The 18,699-nt window shown below is 69.4% G+C and carries 18 protein-coding genes; 6 read left to right on the forward strand and 12 right to left on the reverse strand.

Going from position 1 to position 18,699, the window contains the following annotated elements:
• Positions 1-70 precede the first annotated feature (70 nt).
• Positions 71-340, reverse strand: coding sequence for a 30S ribosomal protein S15 (rpsO, locus tag ACQPYS_RS20635; protein ID WP_063040293.1), 270 nt, complete (start codon positions 338-340; stop codon positions 71-73).
• Positions 341-526: 186 nt separating this feature from the next.
• Entirely contained in the window at positions 527-1,492 is a 966-nt protein-coding gene (locus ACQPYS_RS20640) for a bifunctional riboflavin kinase/FAD synthetase (RefSeq protein WP_433490509.1), read from the reverse strand.
• Between the two features lie 124 nt (positions 1,493-1,616).
• On the opposite strand from ACQPYS_RS20640, the gene ACQPYS_RS20645 reads away from it, so the two are divergent.
• The 3 genes from ACQPYS_RS20645 (at position 1,617) to ACQPYS_RS20655 (ending at position 4,395) form a co-directional block, all read left to right on the forward strand.
• Complete coding sequence (locus ACQPYS_RS20645; protein WP_433490510.1) at positions 1,617-2,360, forward strand: metal-dependent transcriptional regulator; 744 nt, start codon at positions 1,617-1,619, stop codon at positions 2,358-2,360.
• Between the two features lie 237 nt (positions 2,361-2,597).
• Positions 2,598-3,845, forward strand: coding sequence for an aspartate aminotransferase family protein (locus ACQPYS_RS20650; RefSeq protein WP_063040297.1), 1,248 nt, complete (start codon positions 2,598-2,600; stop codon positions 3,843-3,845).
• A 55-nt stretch (positions 3,846-3,900) separates the two neighbouring features.
• Positions 3,901-4,395 carry a DUF3830 family protein gene (locus ACQPYS_RS20655; RefSeq protein ID WP_063040299.1) on the forward strand — a complete coding sequence of 165 codons (495 nt, stop codon included), beginning with the start codon at positions 3,901-3,903 and terminating at the stop codon, positions 4,393-4,395.
• A 507-nt stretch (positions 4,396-4,902) separates the two neighbouring features.
• On the opposite strand, the gene ACQPYS_RS20660 is transcribed toward ACQPYS_RS20655, so the two are convergent.
• On the reverse strand, positions 4,903-6,306 hold the full coding sequence (locus tag ACQPYS_RS20660) for an amidase (RefSeq protein WP_433490511.1): 1,404 nt from the start codon (positions 6,304-6,306) through the stop codon (positions 4,903-4,905).
• A 12-nt stretch (positions 6,307-6,318) separates the two neighbouring features.
• Positions 6,319-7,284, reverse strand: a complete 966-nt coding sequence (locus tag ACQPYS_RS20665; RefSeq protein ID WP_063041576.1) for a D-2-hydroxyacid dehydrogenase — start codon at positions 7,282-7,284, stop codon at positions 6,319-6,321.
• A gap of 107 nt (positions 7,285-7,391) precedes the next feature.
• On the opposite strand from ACQPYS_RS20665, the gene ACQPYS_RS20670 reads away from it, so the two are divergent.
• Genes ACQPYS_RS20670 through ACQPYS_RS20680 form a run of 3 tightly spaced genes read left to right on the forward strand, consistent with a single transcriptional unit; the run spans position 7,392 to position 9,555 of the window.
• Entirely contained in the window at positions 7,392-8,111 is a 720-nt protein-coding gene (locus ACQPYS_RS20670) for a maleate cis-trans isomerase family protein (protein ID WP_218020837.1), read from the forward strand.
• A 45-nt stretch (positions 8,112-8,156) separates the two neighbouring features.
• The gene (locus tag ACQPYS_RS20675; RefSeq protein ID WP_433490512.1) at positions 8,157-8,888 is read left to right on the forward strand and encodes a maleate cis-trans isomerase family protein; all 732 of its coding nucleotides are present in this window, start codon (positions 8,157-8,159) and stop codon (positions 8,886-8,888) included.
• Complete coding sequence (locus ACQPYS_RS20680; RefSeq protein WP_063041751.1) at positions 8,875-9,555, forward strand: GntR family transcriptional regulator; 681 nt, start codon at positions 8,875-8,877, stop codon at positions 9,553-9,555. Before ACQPYS_RS20675 ends, ACQPYS_RS20680 begins: the two co-directional genes overlap by 14 nt.
• 10 nt (positions 9,556-9,565) lie before the next feature.
• Here the strand turns inward: ACQPYS_RS20680 and truB are convergent, their stop codons facing one another.
• The 8 genes from truB to infB all read right to left on the reverse strand — a co-directional run bounded on the left by truB (position 9,566) and on the right by infB (position 18,603).
• Entirely contained in the window at positions 9,566-10,465 is a 900-nt protein-coding gene (truB, locus tag ACQPYS_RS20685; protein WP_433490513.1) for a tRNA pseudouridine(55) synthase TruB, read from the reverse strand.
• On the reverse strand, positions 10,465-11,133 hold the full coding sequence (gene npt / locus ACQPYS_RS20690; protein ID WP_433490514.1) for a 4'-phosphopantetheinyl transferase Npt: 669 nt from the start codon (positions 11,131-11,133) through the stop codon (positions 10,465-10,467). The genes truB and npt overlap by 1 nt, the downstream gene beginning before the upstream one ends.
• Positions 11,134-11,239: 106 nt before the next feature.
• On the reverse strand, positions 11,240-12,199 hold the full coding sequence (locus ACQPYS_RS20695; protein WP_433493091.1) for a metallophosphoesterase family protein: 960 nt from the start codon (positions 12,197-12,199) through the stop codon (positions 11,240-11,242).
• A 58-nt stretch (positions 12,200-12,257) separates the two neighbouring features.
• A complete protein-coding gene (locus ACQPYS_RS20700) occupies positions 12,258-13,607 on the reverse strand; it encodes an MATE family efflux transporter (protein WP_431939758.1) in 1,350 nt (449 codons plus the stop codon).
• A gap of 82 nt (positions 13,608-13,689) precedes the next feature.
• Positions 13,690-14,697 carry a DHH family phosphoesterase gene (locus ACQPYS_RS20705; RefSeq protein WP_431939759.1) on the reverse strand — a complete coding sequence of 336 codons (1,008 nt, stop codon included), beginning with the start codon at positions 14,695-14,697 and terminating at the stop codon, positions 13,690-13,692.
• A 12-nt stretch (positions 14,698-14,709) separates the two neighbouring features.
• The gene (rbfA, locus tag ACQPYS_RS20710) at positions 14,710-15,150 is read right to left on the reverse strand and encodes a 30S ribosome-binding factor RbfA (RefSeq protein WP_063041593.1); all 441 of its coding nucleotides are present in this window, start codon (positions 15,148-15,150) and stop codon (positions 14,710-14,712) included.
• Between the two features lie 93 nt (positions 15,151-15,243).
• Positions 15,244-15,534, reverse strand: coding sequence for a DUF503 domain-containing protein (locus ACQPYS_RS20715; RefSeq protein ID WP_063041595.1), 291 nt, complete (start codon positions 15,532-15,534; stop codon positions 15,244-15,246).
• Positions 15,535-15,651: 117 nt separating this feature from the next.
• Positions 15,652-18,603: a translation initiation factor IF-2 gene (infB, locus tag ACQPYS_RS20720; RefSeq protein WP_433490515.1), complete on the reverse strand. Its 2,952-nt coding sequence runs from the start codon at positions 18,601-18,603 to the stop codon at positions 15,652-15,654.
• Positions 18,604-18,699: the final 96 nt, after the last annotated feature.

Below are 18,699 nucleotides of genomic sequence, written 5' to 3' on the forward strand. Positions count from 1 at the left end.
GAGGCGATTGTATGCGCCCCGTCGGCATACGTACCGCCCGGCTCATGGAACCGGGCGTGTTCAGGATCGATCAGCGCCGCAGGCCGAGGCGTTCGATCAGGCTGCGGTAGCGGTTGATGTCATTGCTGGCCAGGTACTTCGACAGCCGCTTACGCCGACCGATCAGCGCCATCAGCCCGTGGCGGGTGTGGTGATCGTGCTTGTGCACCTTCAGGTGCTCGGTGATATCGGAGATACGCTTGGTCAGCAGCGCGATCTGGGCCTCCGGCGAACCGGTGTCCGTCTCGTGCAGACCGTACTCCGCGAGAATGGTCTTCTTCTGCTCGGTGGTCAGCGCCATGGGGCATCCACTCCTGTTTCTCAGTTCCGCGCACAAGGGCCCGGTGACCGCAGCACTCGATATTCGCCGACGGCGCATATCGTGACGATCCGGCCGGATATCCGGGTTGGGCGCCGCCGCGGACCGCAGCAGACCCGACGGGCCACCCTACCCGAGACGTCACCGCCCGCCCGCACCGGGCCGGAATCAGCTTTCGGAGCCGAGGATCTTGCGGGTCGCGGCCACATCCCGGCCCATGACCGCGACCAGTTCGTCGACCGAGTCGAATTTCCGCATCCCGCGTAGATGGTCCACGAAATCCACGGCCACGTGCTGCCCGTAAAGATCGGCCTCACGGTCCAGAACATAGGCCTCGACCGTCCGGGCGCGGCCGGAGAAGGTGGGATTGGTACCGACCGAGATCGCGGCCATCACGGGCTCGCCGGGAGTCACCGTGCCGATACTCGGCCCCGGGCCCAGCACGGTGAACCATCCCGCGTAGACCCCGTCGGCCGGGATGGCGGCGTGCATGGGGGGTGCGATATTGGCCGTGGGGAAACCCAGCGTGCGGCCGCGGCCGTCGCCGCGCACCACCACACCCTCGACCCGGTGCGGGCGGCCCAGCGCGTCGGCGGCGGCGGCCATATCGCCGGCGTCGACACAGGCGCGGATGTAGGTAGAGGAGAAGGTGACGGCATGCTCGCCCAGCAGGGTCACGCCGTCGACCTCGAAACCGAACCGGCCGCCGAGTTCGCGCATCGTGTCCACGGTGCCCGCGGCCTTCTTACCGAAGGTGAAATTGTCGCCGACCACCACTTCGCTCACGTGCAACCGCTCCACCAGCAGGTCGTGCACGTACTCGCCCGGGGTGAGCTTCATGAAGTCGTGGGTGAAGGGCATGACACAGAAGACGTCGACGCCCAACTCCTCGGCGAGTTCGGCGCGCCGGGTGAGCGTGGTGAGCTGCGCGGGATGGGAGCCGGGCCGGATCACCTCCATGGGGTGCGGGTCGAAAGTCATCAGTACCGCCGGGACACCACGCGCGGCAGCGGACTTCACCGCCCGGCTGATCAACTGCGCGTGTCCGCGATGAACACCGTCGAACACGCCGATCGTGAGAACGCACCGCCCCCAGTCCGCGGGTACGTCGTCGAGACTTCGCCACCTCTGCACAGACGCCAAGCCTACGCAAACATGCGGCCGTACCGTATTCGGGTGCGACCGGTGTTCGACTGCGCAACGCCCGGGCGAACACCGGGTTTCCCGGAGACGGCGCAATATGTGTATCGCCCCGGGAATGCTTAAGCTCGTGATTGTGCCCGGAAAACGAGATATCGCCACCCGACGGGACCTCGCCGACGCCGGGGAATCGGCCGCTCCGGGACTGTCGTCGGTGGCCCAGGACTATCTGAAAGTCATCTGGACCGCCCAGGAGTGGTCGCAGGAGCGAGTGAGTACCAAACTGCTCGCCGAGCGGATCGGCGTCTCCGCCTCCACGGTGTCGGAGGCCGTGCGCAAATTATCGGACCAGGGCCTGGTCGAACACGCCCGCTACGGCTCCATCACCCTGACCGAGGACGGCCGCCGGGCCGCCATCGATATGGTGCGCCGGCACCGCCTGATCGAAACCTTCTTGGTGAGCGAGCTGGGTTACGGCTGGGACGAGGTGCATGACGAGGCGGAGATCCTCGAGCACGCGGTCTCGGACCTACTGATGGCCCGGATCGACGCGAAACTCGGGTTCCCCGACCGGGACCCGCACGGCGATCCGATCCCGTCGGTCGACGGGGCGGTGCCCACGCCGCCCGCGCGCCGGTTGAGCGATTTCGAGGCCGGTGAGTCGGGCCGGGTGGCCCGTATCTCCGATTCCGATCCGGAGATGCTGCGGTATTTCGATTCGGTGGGTATCGCCCTGGACACGGCGATCGTCGTGGTGGAACGGCGCGATTTCGCGGGCACCATCGCGGTGCGGATCGGGCGCGAGGATTCCTTGACCGATCTGGGCAGTATCGCCGCCGAGGCCATCTGGCTGCGGGAGTGAGCCCGAACTCGCCACGAACGCGTCGGACCGCCGGGCCACACGGCTAGCGGGTCGCCGCGCGACACCCCGGCCGATCGGATACGCGGCGGACGCGCATCTCGCGAACCATTGCCGCGGGCAGTCCTATCGTGATATTCATATTGTCAACAATCCGACAATTTCCGAGTGGCTTCCACTCGGCCTCGCACACCCGTCGGTCCGGCGCGCCGCACCGACTGTCCCGGGAGGCGGAACACCATGGCCGAACTTTCCCCGATCCTGAAACAGGCCACACCGGTCACCGTCGATCACGGCGCCGGCTGCTATCTCTACGACGTCGACGGCCGCCGATTCCTCGACTTCACCGCCGGTATCGGCGTCACCAGCACCGGCCACTGCCATCCCCGGGTCGTCGCGGCGGCCCAGGAGCAGGTCGGCAAGCTGATCCACGGCCAGTACACCACCGTGATGCACCGGCCGATGCTGGACCTGACCGAACGCCTGGGCACCGTGCTGCCCACGGGACTCGACTCGGTGTTCTACGCCAATTCCGGCAGCGAAGCCGTCGAAGCGGCGCTGCGGCTGGCCCGCCAGGCCACCGGCCGGCCCAATGTAATCGTCTTCCACGGTGGTTTCCACGGCCGGACCGTCGCCGCCGCCACCATGACCACCTCCGGCACGCGCTTCTCTGCCGGTTTCAGCCCGCTGATGCCGGGCGTGCACGTGGCGCCCTTCCCCACCGCCTTCCGATACGGCTGGACCGAGGCCGAGGCCACCGCCTTCGCGCTGCGCGAACTCGATTACATATTCGCCACCCTCACCTCCCCCGCGGAAACCGCCGCGTTCATCGTGGAGCCCGTGCTCGGTGAGGGCGGCTATATTCCCGGCAATCGCGAGTTCTTCCAGGGTCTGCGCGAACGCGCCGACCGCTACGGCATCCTGCTGATCTTCGACGAGATCCAGACCGGATTCGGCCGCACCGGAAAGTTCTTCGGCCATCAGCACTTCGACGTCCGCCCCGATGTGATCACCATGGCGAAGGGGCTGGCCAGCGGCTTCCCCATCTCCGGTATCGCCGCTTCGGCAGAGCTCATGGGCAAGGCCTGGCCCGGATCACAGGGTGGCACCTACGGTGGAAACGCCGTCGCCTGCGCGGCCGCCCTGGCCACCCTGGAGGTGATCGAATCGGAAGGGCTGGTCGAGAACGCGGCGGTCCGCGGCGAACAACTGCTCGCCGGGGTGCGCGCGGCCGAGACCAAGGCCGTAGGCGACGTCCGTGGCCTCGGCCTGCTGGTGGGCTCGGAGTTCACCACTCCCGACGGAGCCCCGGACCGGGAAACCGCCACCGCGGCCCAGCAATCGGCCGCCGCCAAAGGCCTGTTGCTACTGACCTGCGGCGCCCATATGAACGTGGTGCGGATGATCCCCCCGCTCATCGTGTCCGAAGCCCAGATCGCCGACGCCTTGACCATCTGGTCCGAGGTCCTCACCGAACTGGGCGGCTGACCGCACGAAATCTCCGGCAACGTCGCCGCCCTCACCCGACGCCCAGGACGGATCCATGGCCCGCTACCTCACGATCACGCTCACCAAGACCGGACTCACCTGCCGTGCCCGTTTGCTCGACGACGAGGCGCCGCGCACCTGCGCCGCGGTGTGGGAGGCCCTTCCCCAGGAAGGGGACGCTTTCCACGCCAAATACGCGCGCAACGAGCTGTACACACTGGTGCCCCGGATTCCCGGTGCCCCGCACCGGGAGAACCCGACGGTCACCCCGATCCCGGGTGATGTCTGCCTGTTCGATTTCGAACCCTGGGAGATCGGCAATCCCGCCTACGGGTACGAACCGGGGTCGGCCGCCCACCACGAGCAGGGCGCCACCGATCTCGCGCTGTTCTACGGCCGCAACAACCTGCTCATCAACGGCGACCTGGGTTGGGTGCCCGGTAATGTCTTCGCCACCATCGAGGAGGGCCTGCCGGAACTGGCCGCCGCCTGCAACACGCTGTGGCTGCACGGCGTATCCGGCGAAACGCTCGCCTTCGCCCGGGCCTGAGAACAGCACACACGGTCGGCGCAAGTGGGCCGACCCGCGACAGCGAAACGCGAGCCGGCTCACGACGGCGGAGACGCGGTCCGGTCCCTATGAGGTGGGTACACGACACCAGCACGCGATAGCCGAGATGCGGGCCTGCTCGTGAAGGTGATGTGTTTTTGGCGGCGCCTTCGGCGCCGCCGGGGTTGAGGCCCCCTTGGTCTCGCACTACTCGACACATGCGGTTGCGTCGGCATTCGACGGCCTGGCGGATGCCGACCCGACCGCCCGGGTGACGCTGGCGTCTGACCGCCTTCACGTAGAGAATTACCCGCTCGGCGCCGAGTCTTACGAGGCCCTGAAAGGGGCGAGGCCCGTCCCGCCCCTTGGCCGAAAGCGCTCAATGGTCGCCCTCTATGGACGGCCCGCCGCGCATCGCATGCGGCGCAGCCGCGAGTCTCGAGACCTGAACGGTGGGACCGAAGGGGCCTCGGCCCCGGGCGCCGAAGGCGCGCCGATAAACACAGCTCAGCGTCCGGCCAGCACGGCCTCCGCGTACCGCCCGATCGCCAACACCAGGTCATCGGAGTGCCGGGGCCCCACGATCTGCAACCCCACCGGCAGGCCGTTACTCGTCCGCCCGGCCGGAATGCTGAGTGCGGGCTGCTGGGTCAGATTGAACGGATAGGTGTAGGGCGTCCAATCCGGCCAGTCCGACATATCGCTGCCGGGCGGTACATCGTGGCCCGCTTCGAACGCCGTGATCGGGACCGTCGGAGTGAGCAGGATGTCGTAGGCGGTGTGGAACGTCCCCATGGTGATCGCCACCTGGGCGGCGACCGCGCGGGCGTCGAGATAATCGGTCGCGGTGAGGGTTTCACCGTGTTCCCAGACCCGCCGCAGGCCGGGGTCGGCCTTCTCGCGCGCGCCCGCCGGGAAGTTCGCCAGCATGGCCGCGGCGCCCGCCGCCCACATCACATCGAAGGCCTCACGAGGATCGGCGAAGCCCGGGTCGGCAGCCGAGACGCGCAACCCGGCGGCCGCGAGCGCCTCCACGGCCCCGGACACGATCGCCTCGACCTCCGGATCGGGCCGCACATACCCCAGCGTCGGCGAATAGGCGGCGGTCACGCCGCGGACATCGCGCTGGATCTGCCCGCGGAAGGTGGTCAGCGTGGGCGCGAGCGCGGTGGGGTCGCGCGGGTCCGCGAGGGCGAGAATATCGAGCAGCAGTGCCGCGTCCTCGACCGTGCGCGTCAGCGGTCCGCCGTGGGCCAGCGGGCCGAACGGGCTGGCCGGGTACAGCGGGATGCGGCCGTGGGTGGGTTTGAATCCGACGATGCCGCAGAAGGCGGCCGGGATCCGCACGCTGCCGCCACCGTCGGTGCCGACCGAGACCGGGCCCATGCCGGCCGCGACCGCCGCGGCGCTGCCGCCGGAGGACCCTCCCGCAGTGCGGGTGGGGTCGACGGGGTTGCGGGTGATTCCGGTGAGCGGGCTGTCTGTCACGCCCTTCCAGGCGATCTCGGGGGTGGTCGTCTTACCGACGATCACCATGCCGTCCTCCCGCACCCGGGCGGCGACGGGACTGTCCACCGGCCACGGCCCCTCCGGGCCGATACTGAGGGAGCCGCGCCGGGTGGGCCAGCCCTCGGTGAGGAAGATGTCCTTGATCGAGATCGGTACCCCGTCGAGCAGGCCGCGGACGTGCCCGGACTGCCAGCGGGCCTCGGAATCCTTGGCCTGCACCAGCGCCCGGTCGGGGTCGACGAGGCAGTAGGCGTTGATATCGGTATCGCGGGCGGAGATAGCGGCCAGCACGGCCTCGGTCGCTTCGACCGGGGACAGGGTCCCGGCGGCATAGGCCGAGACCAGTTCCACCGCGGTCATCTCGACAGGGTCGGTCGGTCGCGGGGTCTCGGGTCGGCTCATCTGGGCCCTCCTTCAGCCGGGCACGTACCCGAGCGTTTTGTCGACGACATTGTCCAGCGGACGGCCGGCCGACCAGCGGTCGAAATTGGCGGCGAACGCGGAGACCATCTCGGCACGCCAGCCGATGAAATCACCGGAATTATGCGGCGTGATGCGCGCGGTGGGCAGGGTCCACAGTGGATGGCCGGACGGTAGCGGTTCCGGGTCCACCACGTCCAGTGCGGCGCCGGCTATTGCTCCCGACCGCAGGGCGGCGACGAGATCGTCGGTCACCACGAGTTCACCGCGGCCAACATTGACGAAGCGGGCGTGGGGTTTCATGGCACCGAACGCACGGGCGTCGAACATATGCCGGGTGCGGTCGGTGAGCGGGGCGATGGCGATCACGTAGTCGGCGCAGGGAAGTTCGGCGTACAGGTCGGTGCTCACGACACCGAAATCCGGGTCGTCGTGGCGGGCCCGGCGGCCCACGGCCCGCACCCGCATCCCCGCGGCACGCAGCAGTCCGGCGACGGCTCGGCCGATCGCCCCGGTGCCGACGACGAGCGCGGTGGCGCCCGCGATACGCTCGGATTCGCGGTGCCGCCAGACCTGTTGCTGTTGCAGCCGGTTGGAGCCGGTGAGGTCCTTGGCGAAATCGAGGATCTGCCCGAGGACGTATTCGGCGATGGCGGTGTCGAAAACGCCCCGGGTGTTGGTAACGACGACGTCGCTGTCGCACAGTTCGGGGAAGAGCACGGTATCGACACCGGTCGCGGCGATATGCACCCACTGCAGCCGGTCGGCCGCCGGCCAGGCGTCGGGTAGCGCACGCGTCTGGAAGTCGTAGACGAAGAGCACCCGCGCACCGGGCAGCGCGTCCGCCAATCCGGCAGAGTCGGTGTACCGCACCGTGGCCCGCGCACTCACCGGCGCCATCAGGGCCGGATCGGGCGGACGGCCACTGTGCACAACGGTGACAATCGGTCCCGATTCCATATTGACACGGTATGGTCACATCGTATGATTGTCAACAATCCGATCGTTCTCGGAGGTCTTCCCGGCTGAGTGCGAGAGGGGCCGCAGTGGAGTTCGATTTTCCCGATATGGAGGGCCCGGTCGCGCAGCGGGGCATCGGTGTGATCGCGCCGTTCGACCTGGCGCTCGAACGCGAACTCTGGCGCTGGGCACCGCTGGAGGTCAGCCTGCACCTGGCGCGGACACCGTACGAACCGGTACCGGTCTCACTGGCCATGGCCGAACTGGTTTCCGACGCGGTGCACCTTACCGCCGCGACACGTAATGTGCTGCACGTCGAACCCGAGGTCGTCGCCTATCTGTGCACCTCGGGTAGTTTCATCAAGGGCATCGACTACGAACGCTCGCTGCGCGACACCATCTGCCGCGCCGGGGCCGCGAACGCCGTCACCACCTCCGGCGCGCTGCTCGAGGCCATCCGCCATCTCGGTATCGGCCGGATATCGATCATGACCCCCTACGACGAACTGCTCACCGGCAAACTGCGCGATTTCCTCGACGAGGCCGGTTGCACGGTGGTCCGTTCCGAACATCTGGGCCTGGGCGGCGGTATCTGGAAGGTCAACTACCGCACCATCGCCGAACGGATCATCGGCGCCGACGACCCGCGGGCCGAGGCCATTTTCGTCAGCTGCACCAACCTGCCCACCTACGACATCATCGAGCCGCTGGAAAAGGCCCTGGGCAAGCCGATTCTCACCGCCAACCAGCTCACCATGTGGGCCTGCCTCGGCCGGATGAAACTTCCCATGATGGGTCCCGGCCGCTGGCTGCTGGAGGTGTTCTGAGATATGCCGTCCCCCGAGACGACCCGATTCAGGAACGGAGAGCCCATGACGGCACCCACGATCGGTTTCATCTACCCCGACCACGCCGCCGAGGACGACTACCCGCGCGCGGAAACGCTGCTCGGAGTGCGCCTGCCGGTGGCCCATATCTACGGCACCGATCTGCACGCGATTCCCGAACTGCTGGATTTGGGCAGTCCGGACAAACTGCGGCACGGGGCGGAGCAGCTCGCCGCACTGCAACCCGACGCGGTCGTCTGGGCCTGCACCTCCGGCAGTTTCGTCTTCGGCCCGGGCGGGGCCCGCGAACAGGTCCGGGGCCTGGCGGACGCCGCGGGCGTCCCCGCCTCCAGCACCAGTTTCGCGTTCGTCTCGGCGGCCCGGGCGCTCGGTGTGCGCCGGGTGGCGGTGGCGGCGAGCTATCCCGACGAGGTCGCCCGGCTGTTCGCCGAGTTCCTGGCCGACGCCGGGATCACCGTCGTCGCGTTCCGGAGCGCGGGTATCGACACCGCGGCCGAGGTCGGCACCCTCACCACCGAGCAGGTACTCGAACTCGCTGTCGCAGGCGACCACCCCGACGCACAGGCGCTACTGATCCCCGATACCGCCATGCACACCCTCGAGGTACTGCCGCGGCTGGAAGAAGCGCTGGGCAAACCGGTGCTCACCGCGAACCAGGTCACCATCTGGGAGGGATTGCGGCTCGTCGGCGCAAGCCCGATATCGTCCTCGTTGGGCGCATTGTTCGCGGAAGGGTCTGTTCATGGCGGTGATTGATTTCGAACCGGTGGATCAGCGGTCCACCGCCGAGGTGATCGCGGACAAACTGCGCGAGGCGATTGTGCGCGGCAGCCTGGAATCTGGCGCCCAGCTGGGCGAAGCCGATCTGGCCGCACAGTTCGGGGTCTCCCGGGGGCCGGTCCGGGAAGCCATGCAGCGCCTGGTGTCGGAGGGATTGCTGCACAGTATCCGCAATCGTGGCATCTTCGTCATCGAGCTGACCCTCGCCGATGTCGTCGATATCTACCGCGCGCGCACCGCCATCGAGGGCGGAGCGCTCACCCTGATCCTCGACGGCCGCCGAGAGATCGCCTACGAGGCACTGGCTCCCAGCGTGCAGGCCATGCTCGACCGGGCCGGGGCCGGGGACGCCGCGGGCGTCTCCGACGCGGACCGGCAGTTCCACGAGGCGCTGGTGGCGGCCGCCGGGAGCCCGCGGCTGGTGCGGGCGGCGCGCACGCTGCTGATCGAGACCCGGATGTGCCTGGGCGCCCTGCAGACCACCTACCCGGACCTGGGCGTCCAGGCCCAGGAGCATGTGACATTGCGCGAGGCGATCGGAGCCGCCGCGGCGCCCCGGGTACACCGGCTGCTGCGGGACCATATGGACGACGCGGTCCAGCGGTTACGCGGCCGGTACGCCGCCGAGCCGATCCCCGGCTGACTCCGAACGATCAGTCGATCAGGCCCCGCGGGCGTACCACCAGCACCGGCGAGGCACGATTGCCCTTCTCCTGGAGCAACGCGATCACCTTCTCGTCCGCGGTGCGGGCGGCGTAAACGCCCGCTGTTCCGTCCGGCTCCAGCCAGCGTCCGTCGCGCAGTTTCTCCGCCTCGGCGGCGTCGATCGTGCGCTGCGGGAAGCACAGGGCCACCGCGGCATCGATACTCAGACCGGGCGCCGGATCCGCGGCCAGTTCCTCCAGCGTGCGCGCGTGCTCCAGGGTGAATGGGCCGACCCGGGTCCGCCGCAACGCGGTCAGATGGCCGCCCACCCCGAGCGCCGCACCCAGATCGCGGGCCAGCGCGCGCACATAGGTGCCCGACGAGCAATCGACCACCACATCCAGATCGACCAGGCCCTCGTTCGGAAGGTCGCGACGCGCCAGCACCTCGAAGCGGGAGACGGTGACCGGACGCGCCGCGAGTTTCACCTCTTCGCCGGCCCGGTGCCGGGCGTAGGCACGCTCCCCACCGACCTTGATCGCGCTCACGGTGGCGGGCACCTGCTGGATCTCACCGGTGAGTGTGGCCACCCCCCGCGCGATCCCGGCGTCGTCGATACCGTCGGCCGCCGTGGTGGTGAGCACCTCACCCTCCGCGTCGTCGGTGGTGGTGGAGCGGCCCAGGCGGATGGTCGCGGTGTAGCTCTTCGTGGTGAGGGTGAGCAGTCCCAGCAGTTTGGTGGCACGTTCCACCCCGAGCACCAGCACCCCGGTGGCCATGGGATCGAGCGTCCCCGCGTGCCCGACCTTCTTGGTGCGCAGCAGTTTCCGCGCTTTCGCCACGATATCGTGGCTGGTCGGCCCCTCCGGCTTGTCGACGATCAGCAGCCCGCCCAGCAGATCCGCCATCAGCTGTGCGCGATCGCGGTGACGATGAAACCGCCGGTGATCCGCCAACGCCCGTCGAACGAGGTCAGCGGTAATCCGCCGTCATCGGTCTGCCCGGGCACCAGCAGCTGGGACCGGAAGGTCCCCGAACCGGTGCTCTCGGTGGCCTCGTCCACGGTGAAGGTGATGTGCGCGTCCTCGAAACCGAGCCAGCGGGTGGTGAGCGGGAACCACGCCTTGTAGGTGGCCTCTTTGGCGCAGAACAGCAGACGGTCGAGATACAGCGCGCAATCGCTGGTGCGCAGCCATTCCCGTTCGGCGGGCAGGCTCACCGAATCGAGCACTCCCTCGGGGAGGGCGTCGTGTGGTTCGGCGTCGATCCCGATCGACCGGTAGCGCATCCTGTGGGCCAGCGCCGCCCCGCGGAAACCGTCGCAATGTGTGAGGCTGCCCACGATCCCACGCGGCCATACCGGTGCGCCCCGCTCCCCCTTGCCGATCGCGACCGCCGGTTCGCCGAGCTGCGCCAGGGCCTGGCGGGCGCAGTGCCGCGCACCGATGAAGTCACGTCGCCGCTTGTCCACCGATTTCGCGATGAGGTGTTCCTCGGCGGGATGCGGTGTCAGATCCTCCGGATAGTCGAACAACTCGGCGGAGGCGACATCGGCGGGCAGGATTGTCTCGATCATCGTCGCCGAGCCTACTGGGTGCGCGCTCGGGGACGCCGGGCACACCGCCCACCGCCCACCGCCCACCCAGGGCGCTACCGGGAACCGCGAGGTACGGCCGGCCACCTCAGTCGAACCCCCGCCGCCGTTGCGCCTTGGCCCGCATCTCCGCCGCGGCAGCCGCCATCTCGGGGGTCACCCGGAAATGGCCGCCCCATTCGTTCAGGTCGCCGGGGGCGTACTTCGGATCGGGCAGGATCTGGCGCAGCAGATTGTCGGGCTTACCGCGTTTCTGCCATTCCCGCGGATAACCGAGCGACACCTCCTCGAACCGGACCCCGTCGTGGAAGGTGGTGCGCGGGATGTGCAGATGCCCGTAGACGGCGCAGAGCACGTTGTAGCGGATGTGCCAGTCGGCGGTCTGCTCGGTCCCGCACCACAGCGCGAACTCGGGGTACCAGAGCATATCCGTGGGCTCGCGCAGCAGCGGGAAATGGTTGATCAGGACCAGCGGGGTGCCCTCGGGCAGATTGTCGAGCTTGCGCCGGGTCGCGCGCAGCCGGGCCTCGCACCAGGCGTCGCGGGTGAGGTAGGGGTCCGGCGACAGCAGGAATTCATCGGTGGCCACGACATTGCGTTCTCGGGCGATGGCCAGCCCCTCGGCCTTGGTGCGGGCGCCGTCCGGCCGGAACGAGTAGTCGTAGAGCAGGAACAGCGGGGCGATGGTCACGGCGCCGCCATGGGCCTCGGCGCCCGCCCCGGTCCACACCGGGAAGGGGTCCTCGGGGGTGAGCACATCCAGGTCCCGGCACATCGAGACCAGGTAGTCGTAGCGGGCCACCCCGTGCATCTGCACCGGATCCTTGGCGGTGGTCCACAGTTCGTGGTTGCCGGGCACCCATATCACGGTGGCGAACCGCTCCCGCAGCAGCTTCAACGCCCAGCGGATATCGTCGCTGCGTTCGGCGACATCACCGGCGACGATCAGCCAGTCCTCCGGGGAATCGGGACGGATGTCCTCGACCACCGGCTTGTTGCCCTGGTGACCGACATGGATATCGCTCACCGCCATCAACTTGGGTATCACCACACCCACCTTCGCATATCACATGCTTCACCCGGCACCTCTGTACCCGGCCACCCGCTCACGACGGGATTTCGGCACCGACCCGGATCCAACGCCCCGAGAGCGCCCGTGCGCTCACCGCCGCCAGCCGCAACAGCATGAACGCGATCAGGCCGCACCAGATTCCGCCGATCCCCCAATCGAAGGCCAGCGACAGCCAGATCGCCGGCAGAAAACCGATCAGGGCCGCCCCCAGTGTGGTAGTGCGCAGATAAGCGGCGTCCCCCGCGCCCAGCAGCACCCCGTCCAGTGCGAACACCACACCGGCCACCGGGATCATCGCCACGAAGTACCACCACACGACACCGGTCCGGTCCAGCACCGATGCGTCGGTGGTGAACAGCGGTGGGATCAGTGCCGCGCCCGCCGCGAAGGCCACGGCCAGGCCCAGCGCGAACACCTCCGACCACCCGGTCACCCGGCGGGCCACCGCCCGCGCGCCCGCCGCGTTCCGGGCGCCCAGCGCCGACCCCACCAGCGTCTGCGCCGCGATGGCCAGGGAATCCAGGGTGAGGGCCAGGAAGTTCCACAGTTGCAATACCAGCTGATGCGCCGCCACCGACGCCGCCCCGAACCGGGACGCGACGGCGGCGGCCGAGACGAAACACGCCTGGAAGGCGAGACTGCGCACGATCAGGTCACGGCCCAGCACCAGCTGGGCCCGCATCACCGGCAGCCGCGGGCCGAGCGGCACCCGGGCCCGGGCCAGCGCACCCAGGAACAGCCCGGCCGTCACCGCCTGACCCACCACATTCGCCACCGCGGAACCGGGCAGGCCCAGCCGCGGCAACCCGGCGAGGCCGTGCACGAGCAGCGGGCACAGCACCCCCGACAAGCCCAGCCCGACCACCACGTAGGCGAGTGGGCGCCGGGTCTGCTGCACCCCCCGCATCCACCCGTTCCCGGCCATGGAAAGCAGGATCAACGGCACCCCGAACAGGGCGATCCGCAACCAGGCCAGTGCCTCGGCCGCGATCTCCGCGTCCCCCGCGACGGCCCCGGCGATCGGCACCCCGGCCACCTGCACCACCAGGACTATCACCAGTCCGATACCGACGGCCAGCCAGCTCGCCTGCACCCCCTCCTCAACCGCTCCCGGCTCGTCCCCCGCCCCGTGCCGCCGCGCCGAGCGGGCGGTCGTCCCGTAGGCGAGGAAGGTCAGCTGCGAACTGACCTGGGCGAGGAGCAGGCCACCGACGGCCAGTCCGGCGAGCGCCAGTGCCCCCAGCCGGCCCACCACCGCGAGGTCGAACAGCAGGTAGATCGGTTCGGCCACCAGCACACCCAGGGTCGGCAGCGCCAAGCCCAGGATCCGCCGGGGACCGGCCTCCACCGCCGGGGCCGGTGGCCCGGTCGGCTCCGTGTACATCGTCGGCTTCCTGTCCGTACTCGCCCGGCGGCTCCGGGTCGCGCCGCGGGGCGCCTCCTCAACTGTCTCGAGCGGCTCGCCGCTAGCCCAGCGCGGTACGCAACTGCGCCAGGATCTCCGCGGGCTCACCGTAGGTCGTGTACCCGGCCGCGTAACGATGGCCGCCGCCGCCCAGACCCGCGGCCACGGCCGCGACATCGGCGCCGTCGCCGACCCCGGGACCGCTGTCCTTGGACCGCAGCGATACCGTCCAGCGACGTCGTTCATCGGTCGGCCGGGCCTCCTTGAACACTGCCGCGATCCCGGCCTCCGCGGTCGCACGCACGATATCGACCACGCTCTCGGCCTCTTCCTGGCGCACCTCCGCGAGATCGGTGGCCAGTACGAAGGCCGCGACCAGCCCGGTTCCGCCGTGCGCCGCGCGATCGAGCCGCGCCGAGCCGAGCACCGTCGACAACATCCGCAACCAGGCGAAGGGGTGGGTGTCCATCAGGGTGCGGGTGATGGCGGCGCCGTCGATACCGGTGGCCAGCAACCGTTCGGCCAGCGCGTGGGTTCCGGGGGTCACCCAGCGGAAGGACCCGCTGTCGGTGGCCAGTCCGGCGAACAGGCAGTGCGCGATGCCGGCGTCGATCCGCTCCCCCCACGCGTCCAACAGTGCTGTGATGACACTGGCGGTGGACACGGCGTCCGGATCGATCAGGTTGATCTCCCCGAACCGGGTATTGGACCGGTGATGGTCGATCACCAGCGTGCGCGACGCCCCGGACAGCCGGTCGGCGAGGGTGCCGAGCCGGCCCGCGCTGCCGCAGTCCACCGTGACCAGCAGATCCACCTCGGCCGGCACCTCGGCGGGCGGCACCAGGAACCGCATCCCCGGCAGGGTACGCAGTCCGGCCGCCGGTTCGGACGGTTCGGCGAACGACACCCGTACCGGCACACCGCGCCGGTCCAGTACCGCGGCCAGCGCCAAACCGCTGCCGAGGGTGTCGGCATCGGGCTGGATATGGCACAGAACGGTCACCGAACGTGCGCTGTCCAGTGCCCCGACGGCCGCGGTGAAATCGACAGCGGCACCGGTTGTGGTCATAGCGGCCGCGACTCAGTCGTCTTCGCGGGGCGTTTTGTACGGGTCCGCGTCGCCTGCCGGGGTGGCCTCGGCGGCCACCCGCGCGACCTCGTCGTCGGCGGCTCGCGCCCGCGCCAGCAGATTCTCCATCTGGCGCGCCGCGTCCGGCACGGTATCGAGCACGAAGCTGAGCGTGGGAGTGAACTTCACCCCGGTGCCCGCGCCCACCTTCGACCGCAGCACCCCCTTGGCCTTCTCCAGGCCGGCGGCCGCGGCGTCGTAGTCGGGCTCGGCGTCGACGGTTTCACCCATCACCGTGTAGAAGATCGTCGCATCGTGCAGATCGCCGGTCACCCGCGCATCGGTGACGGTGACGAAACGCAGCCGCGGATCCTTGATTTCGTATTCGATTGCCGTGGCCACGATCGCGGAGATCCGCTTGGCGAGCCGGCGTGCCCTGGCTTGATCCACCATGGCCGCTCCTTTCCCTGTTCAGCGACGGTGGGACGGTCCGCGCGAGAACTCGCCGCACGGACCGCGGCCACCGCTGATTTCACTCGCGGCCGGTCAGTCCTCGGGTCCGAAGACACGCCGGCGTACTGCCAGCAACTGTAACTCCGGACGTGCCGCGACATGCCGTTCGCACCGATCCAGCACGGCCGTCAGATGGTCCATTCCGGCCGACACCATCGCCACCCCGAGCAGGGTGCGGCGGTATCGGTCGTGTTCCCCCGCTTCGGCGGTGCTCACCCCGAAGCGCTGGAGTTCGGCCAATATCGGCCGGACCACCGAACGCTTCTCCTTCAACGAGTGCACATCACCCAGCAGGATGTCGAATTCGAGTGCACCGAGGTACACGCAACCTCCCGGTTATGGCGGCTTCCCGGCACGGCGGTACCGCACCGGGCCGGTGCACCGCTGTGCCGATATCGATGACCGGACCGGGCGGTGGAATTCCGCCCGGTCCGTATCAACTCAGTCGCGCGGCTTCTCGCGCAACTCGTAGGCCTCGATGATGTCGCCTTCCTTGATATCGGAGTAGGTCAGCGTCATACCGCATTCGAAGCCCTCGCGGACCTCGGTGGCATCGTCCTTCTCCCGGCGCAACGAGTTGATCGTCGTGGATTCGGCGACCACCACGTTGTCGCGCAGCAGCCGGGCCTTGGCATTGCGCTTGACGCTGCCCGAGGTGACCATGCAACCGGCGATGAGACCGATCTTGGACGACCGGAAGATCGCCCGGATCTCGGCGCGGCCCAGTTCCACCTCTTCGTAGATCGGCTTGAGCATGCCCTTGAGCGCGCTCTCGATCTCGTCGATGGCCTGGTAGATCACCGAGTAGTACCGGATGTCCACGCCTTCGCGGTTGGCCAGCTCGGTGGCCTTGCCCTCGGCCCGGACATTGAACCCGATGATGATCGCGTTCGATGCCGAGGCCAGGTTGACGTTGGTCTCGGTGACACCACCGACACCACGGTCGATAACCCGCAGACGCACCTCGTCGTCGACCTGGATCCCGAGCAGGGCCTCTTCCAGCGCCTCGACGGTACCGGAGTTGTCGCCCTTGAGGATGAGGTTGAGCTCGCTGGTCTCCTTCAGCGCGGCATCCAGATCTTCCAGGCTGATGCGCTTGCGGCTGCGCGCGGCCAGCGCGTTGCGCTTACGCGCGTTGCGCCGGTCGGCGATCTGGCGGGCGATCCGGTCCTCATCCACCACCAGCAGGTTGTCACCGGCGCCGGGCACCGAGGTGAAGCCGACCACCTGCACCGGCCGCGACGGCAGGGCCGCCTCGACATCGGCGCCGTGTTCGTCGACCATCCGGCGAACGCGGCCGTAGGCGTCGCCGGCGACGATGGAATCGCCGACCCGCAGCGTGCCGCGCTGGATGAGCACCGTGGCCACCGGGCCGCGACCGCGGTCCAGGTGCGCTTCGATGGCCACACCCTGGGCGTCCTGTTCCGGGTTCGCCCGCAGGTCGAGCGCGGCGTCCGCGGTGAGCAGCACGGCCTCCAGCAGGGCGTCGATATTGGTGCCCTGTTTGGCGGAGATATCGACGAACATGGTCTCGCCGCCGTACTCCTCGGCCACCAGGCCGTATTCGGTCAGCTGCTGCCGGATCTTCTCCGGGTTCGCGCCTTCCTTGTCGATCTTGTTGACCGCCACCACGATCGGCACGTCGGCCGCCTGCGCGTGGTTGATCGCCTCCACCGTCTGCGGCATGACACCGTCGTCGGCGGCGACCACCAGGATCGCGATATCGGTGGCCTTCGCACCGCGGGCACGCATGGCGGTGAACGCCTCGTGACCCGGGGTGTCGATGAAGGTGATGAGCCGGTCGTCGTCGCCCAGATGGGTGAGCACCTGGTAGGCGCCGATGTGCTGGGTGATACCGCCGGCCTCGCCCTCGCGGACGTTGGCCTTACGGATGGTGTCCAGCAGTCGGGTCTTACCGTGATCGACGTGGCCCATGACGGTGACCACGGGCGGACGCTGCTCGAGGTCCTCTTCGCCGCCCTCGTCCTCACCGTAGGTCAGGTCGAACGATTCCAGCAGTTCGCGGTCCTCGTCCTCGGGGCTGACCACGTGCACGACATAGTTCATCTCGCCGCCGAGCAGCTCGAGGGTCTCGTCGTTGACCGACTGCGTCGCGGTGACCATTTCGCCCAGGTTGAACAGGGCCTGGACCAAGGCGGCCGGGTTCGCGTCGATCTTCTCCGCGAAATCGGACAGTGACGCGCCACGAGCGAGGCGGATCACCTCACCGTTGCCACGGGGCAACCGCACGCCGCCGACCGACGGGGCCTGCATCGAATCATATTCCTGGCGCTTCTGCCGCTTCGACTTGCGACCACGCCGGGGCGCACCGCCGGGACGGCCGAACGCACCGGCCGCACCACCGCGGCCACCGGGGCCGCCCGGACGGCCACCGCCGCCACCGGGACGACCGCGGAAACCGCCACCACCGGCGGGAGCACCGGTACCGGCGGGGGCACCGCCGCCACCACGGTAGCCACCACCACCGCCACCGGGACGGCCGCCGCCACCGGGGCCGCCACCGGGACGACCCGGGCGACCACCCGCGGCCGGACCCGGACGGGCCGAACGCTGGGGCATCGCACCGGGAGTCGGGCGCGGGGGCATGGAGTTGGGGCTCGGACGCGGCCCACCGGGACGGGGACCGCCCTGAGCGGCCGCGGGACGGGCACCACCGGGGCCGGGACGCGGGGCGTTCTGGCCGGGACGGGGACCGCCCTGCGCCGGACCGGGACGCGGGCCGCCCTGGCCCGGGGTCGGGCGGGGGCCCGGCTGCGGACGTGGGGTCGGACGCTCACGCTCGGGAGCCGACGAGAACGGGTTGTTGCCGACGCGCGGGGTCTTGGGGCCGGGTTTCGGGCCCGGACGCACCGGGCTCTGACCAGGGGCGGCGGGACGCGGCTGACCGGGACGCGGGGCGTTGCCCGCCGCCGGGCGGGCGCCGGGGGTGGCCGGTCCGGCCGCGGGAGCTTGGGCCTGCGGGCGCTCGGGCTCCCGGGGCGGCGGCCCCGGTTTCACCGCGGGGCCGGGACGCGGGCCCGCGGGTTTCGGGGCGCTACCGGCGGCCGGAGCCACGGAGGACTCGGCGGTCGGCGCGGTGTCGGCCGGGCTCGAAGCCGCGGGGGTCCGCGGTCCGGGACGGGGGCCGGGCGCCGCGGGTTTCGCCGCACCCGAGGGGCCGGGGCGCGCTGTGGTCTTGGATCCGTTGGATCCGGATTTCGCCGGGGCGGTTTTCGCCGCGAACGATTCGCGCAATCGGCGCGCGACGGGTGCCTCCACCGTCGACGACGCAGACTTCACGAACTCGCCCTGCTCCTTGAGCTTCGCGAGTAGTTCTTTACTCGTGACACCGAGTTCTTTTGCCAACTCGTGCACGCGGGCCTTGCCTGCCACTGCTCTCCTCACTGAGAGGTCGAGCAGTGCCGCCCGCCTGCTGGCGGGGACCCGCACGACCTCGGGTTAACTCCGATGGACGTTCATCGTTGGTAC

This window comes from Nocardia grenadensis, assembly GCF_050942415.1.
GTDB lineage: Bacteria > Actinomycetota > Actinomycetes > Mycobacteriales > Mycobacteriaceae > Nocardia > Nocardia grenadensis.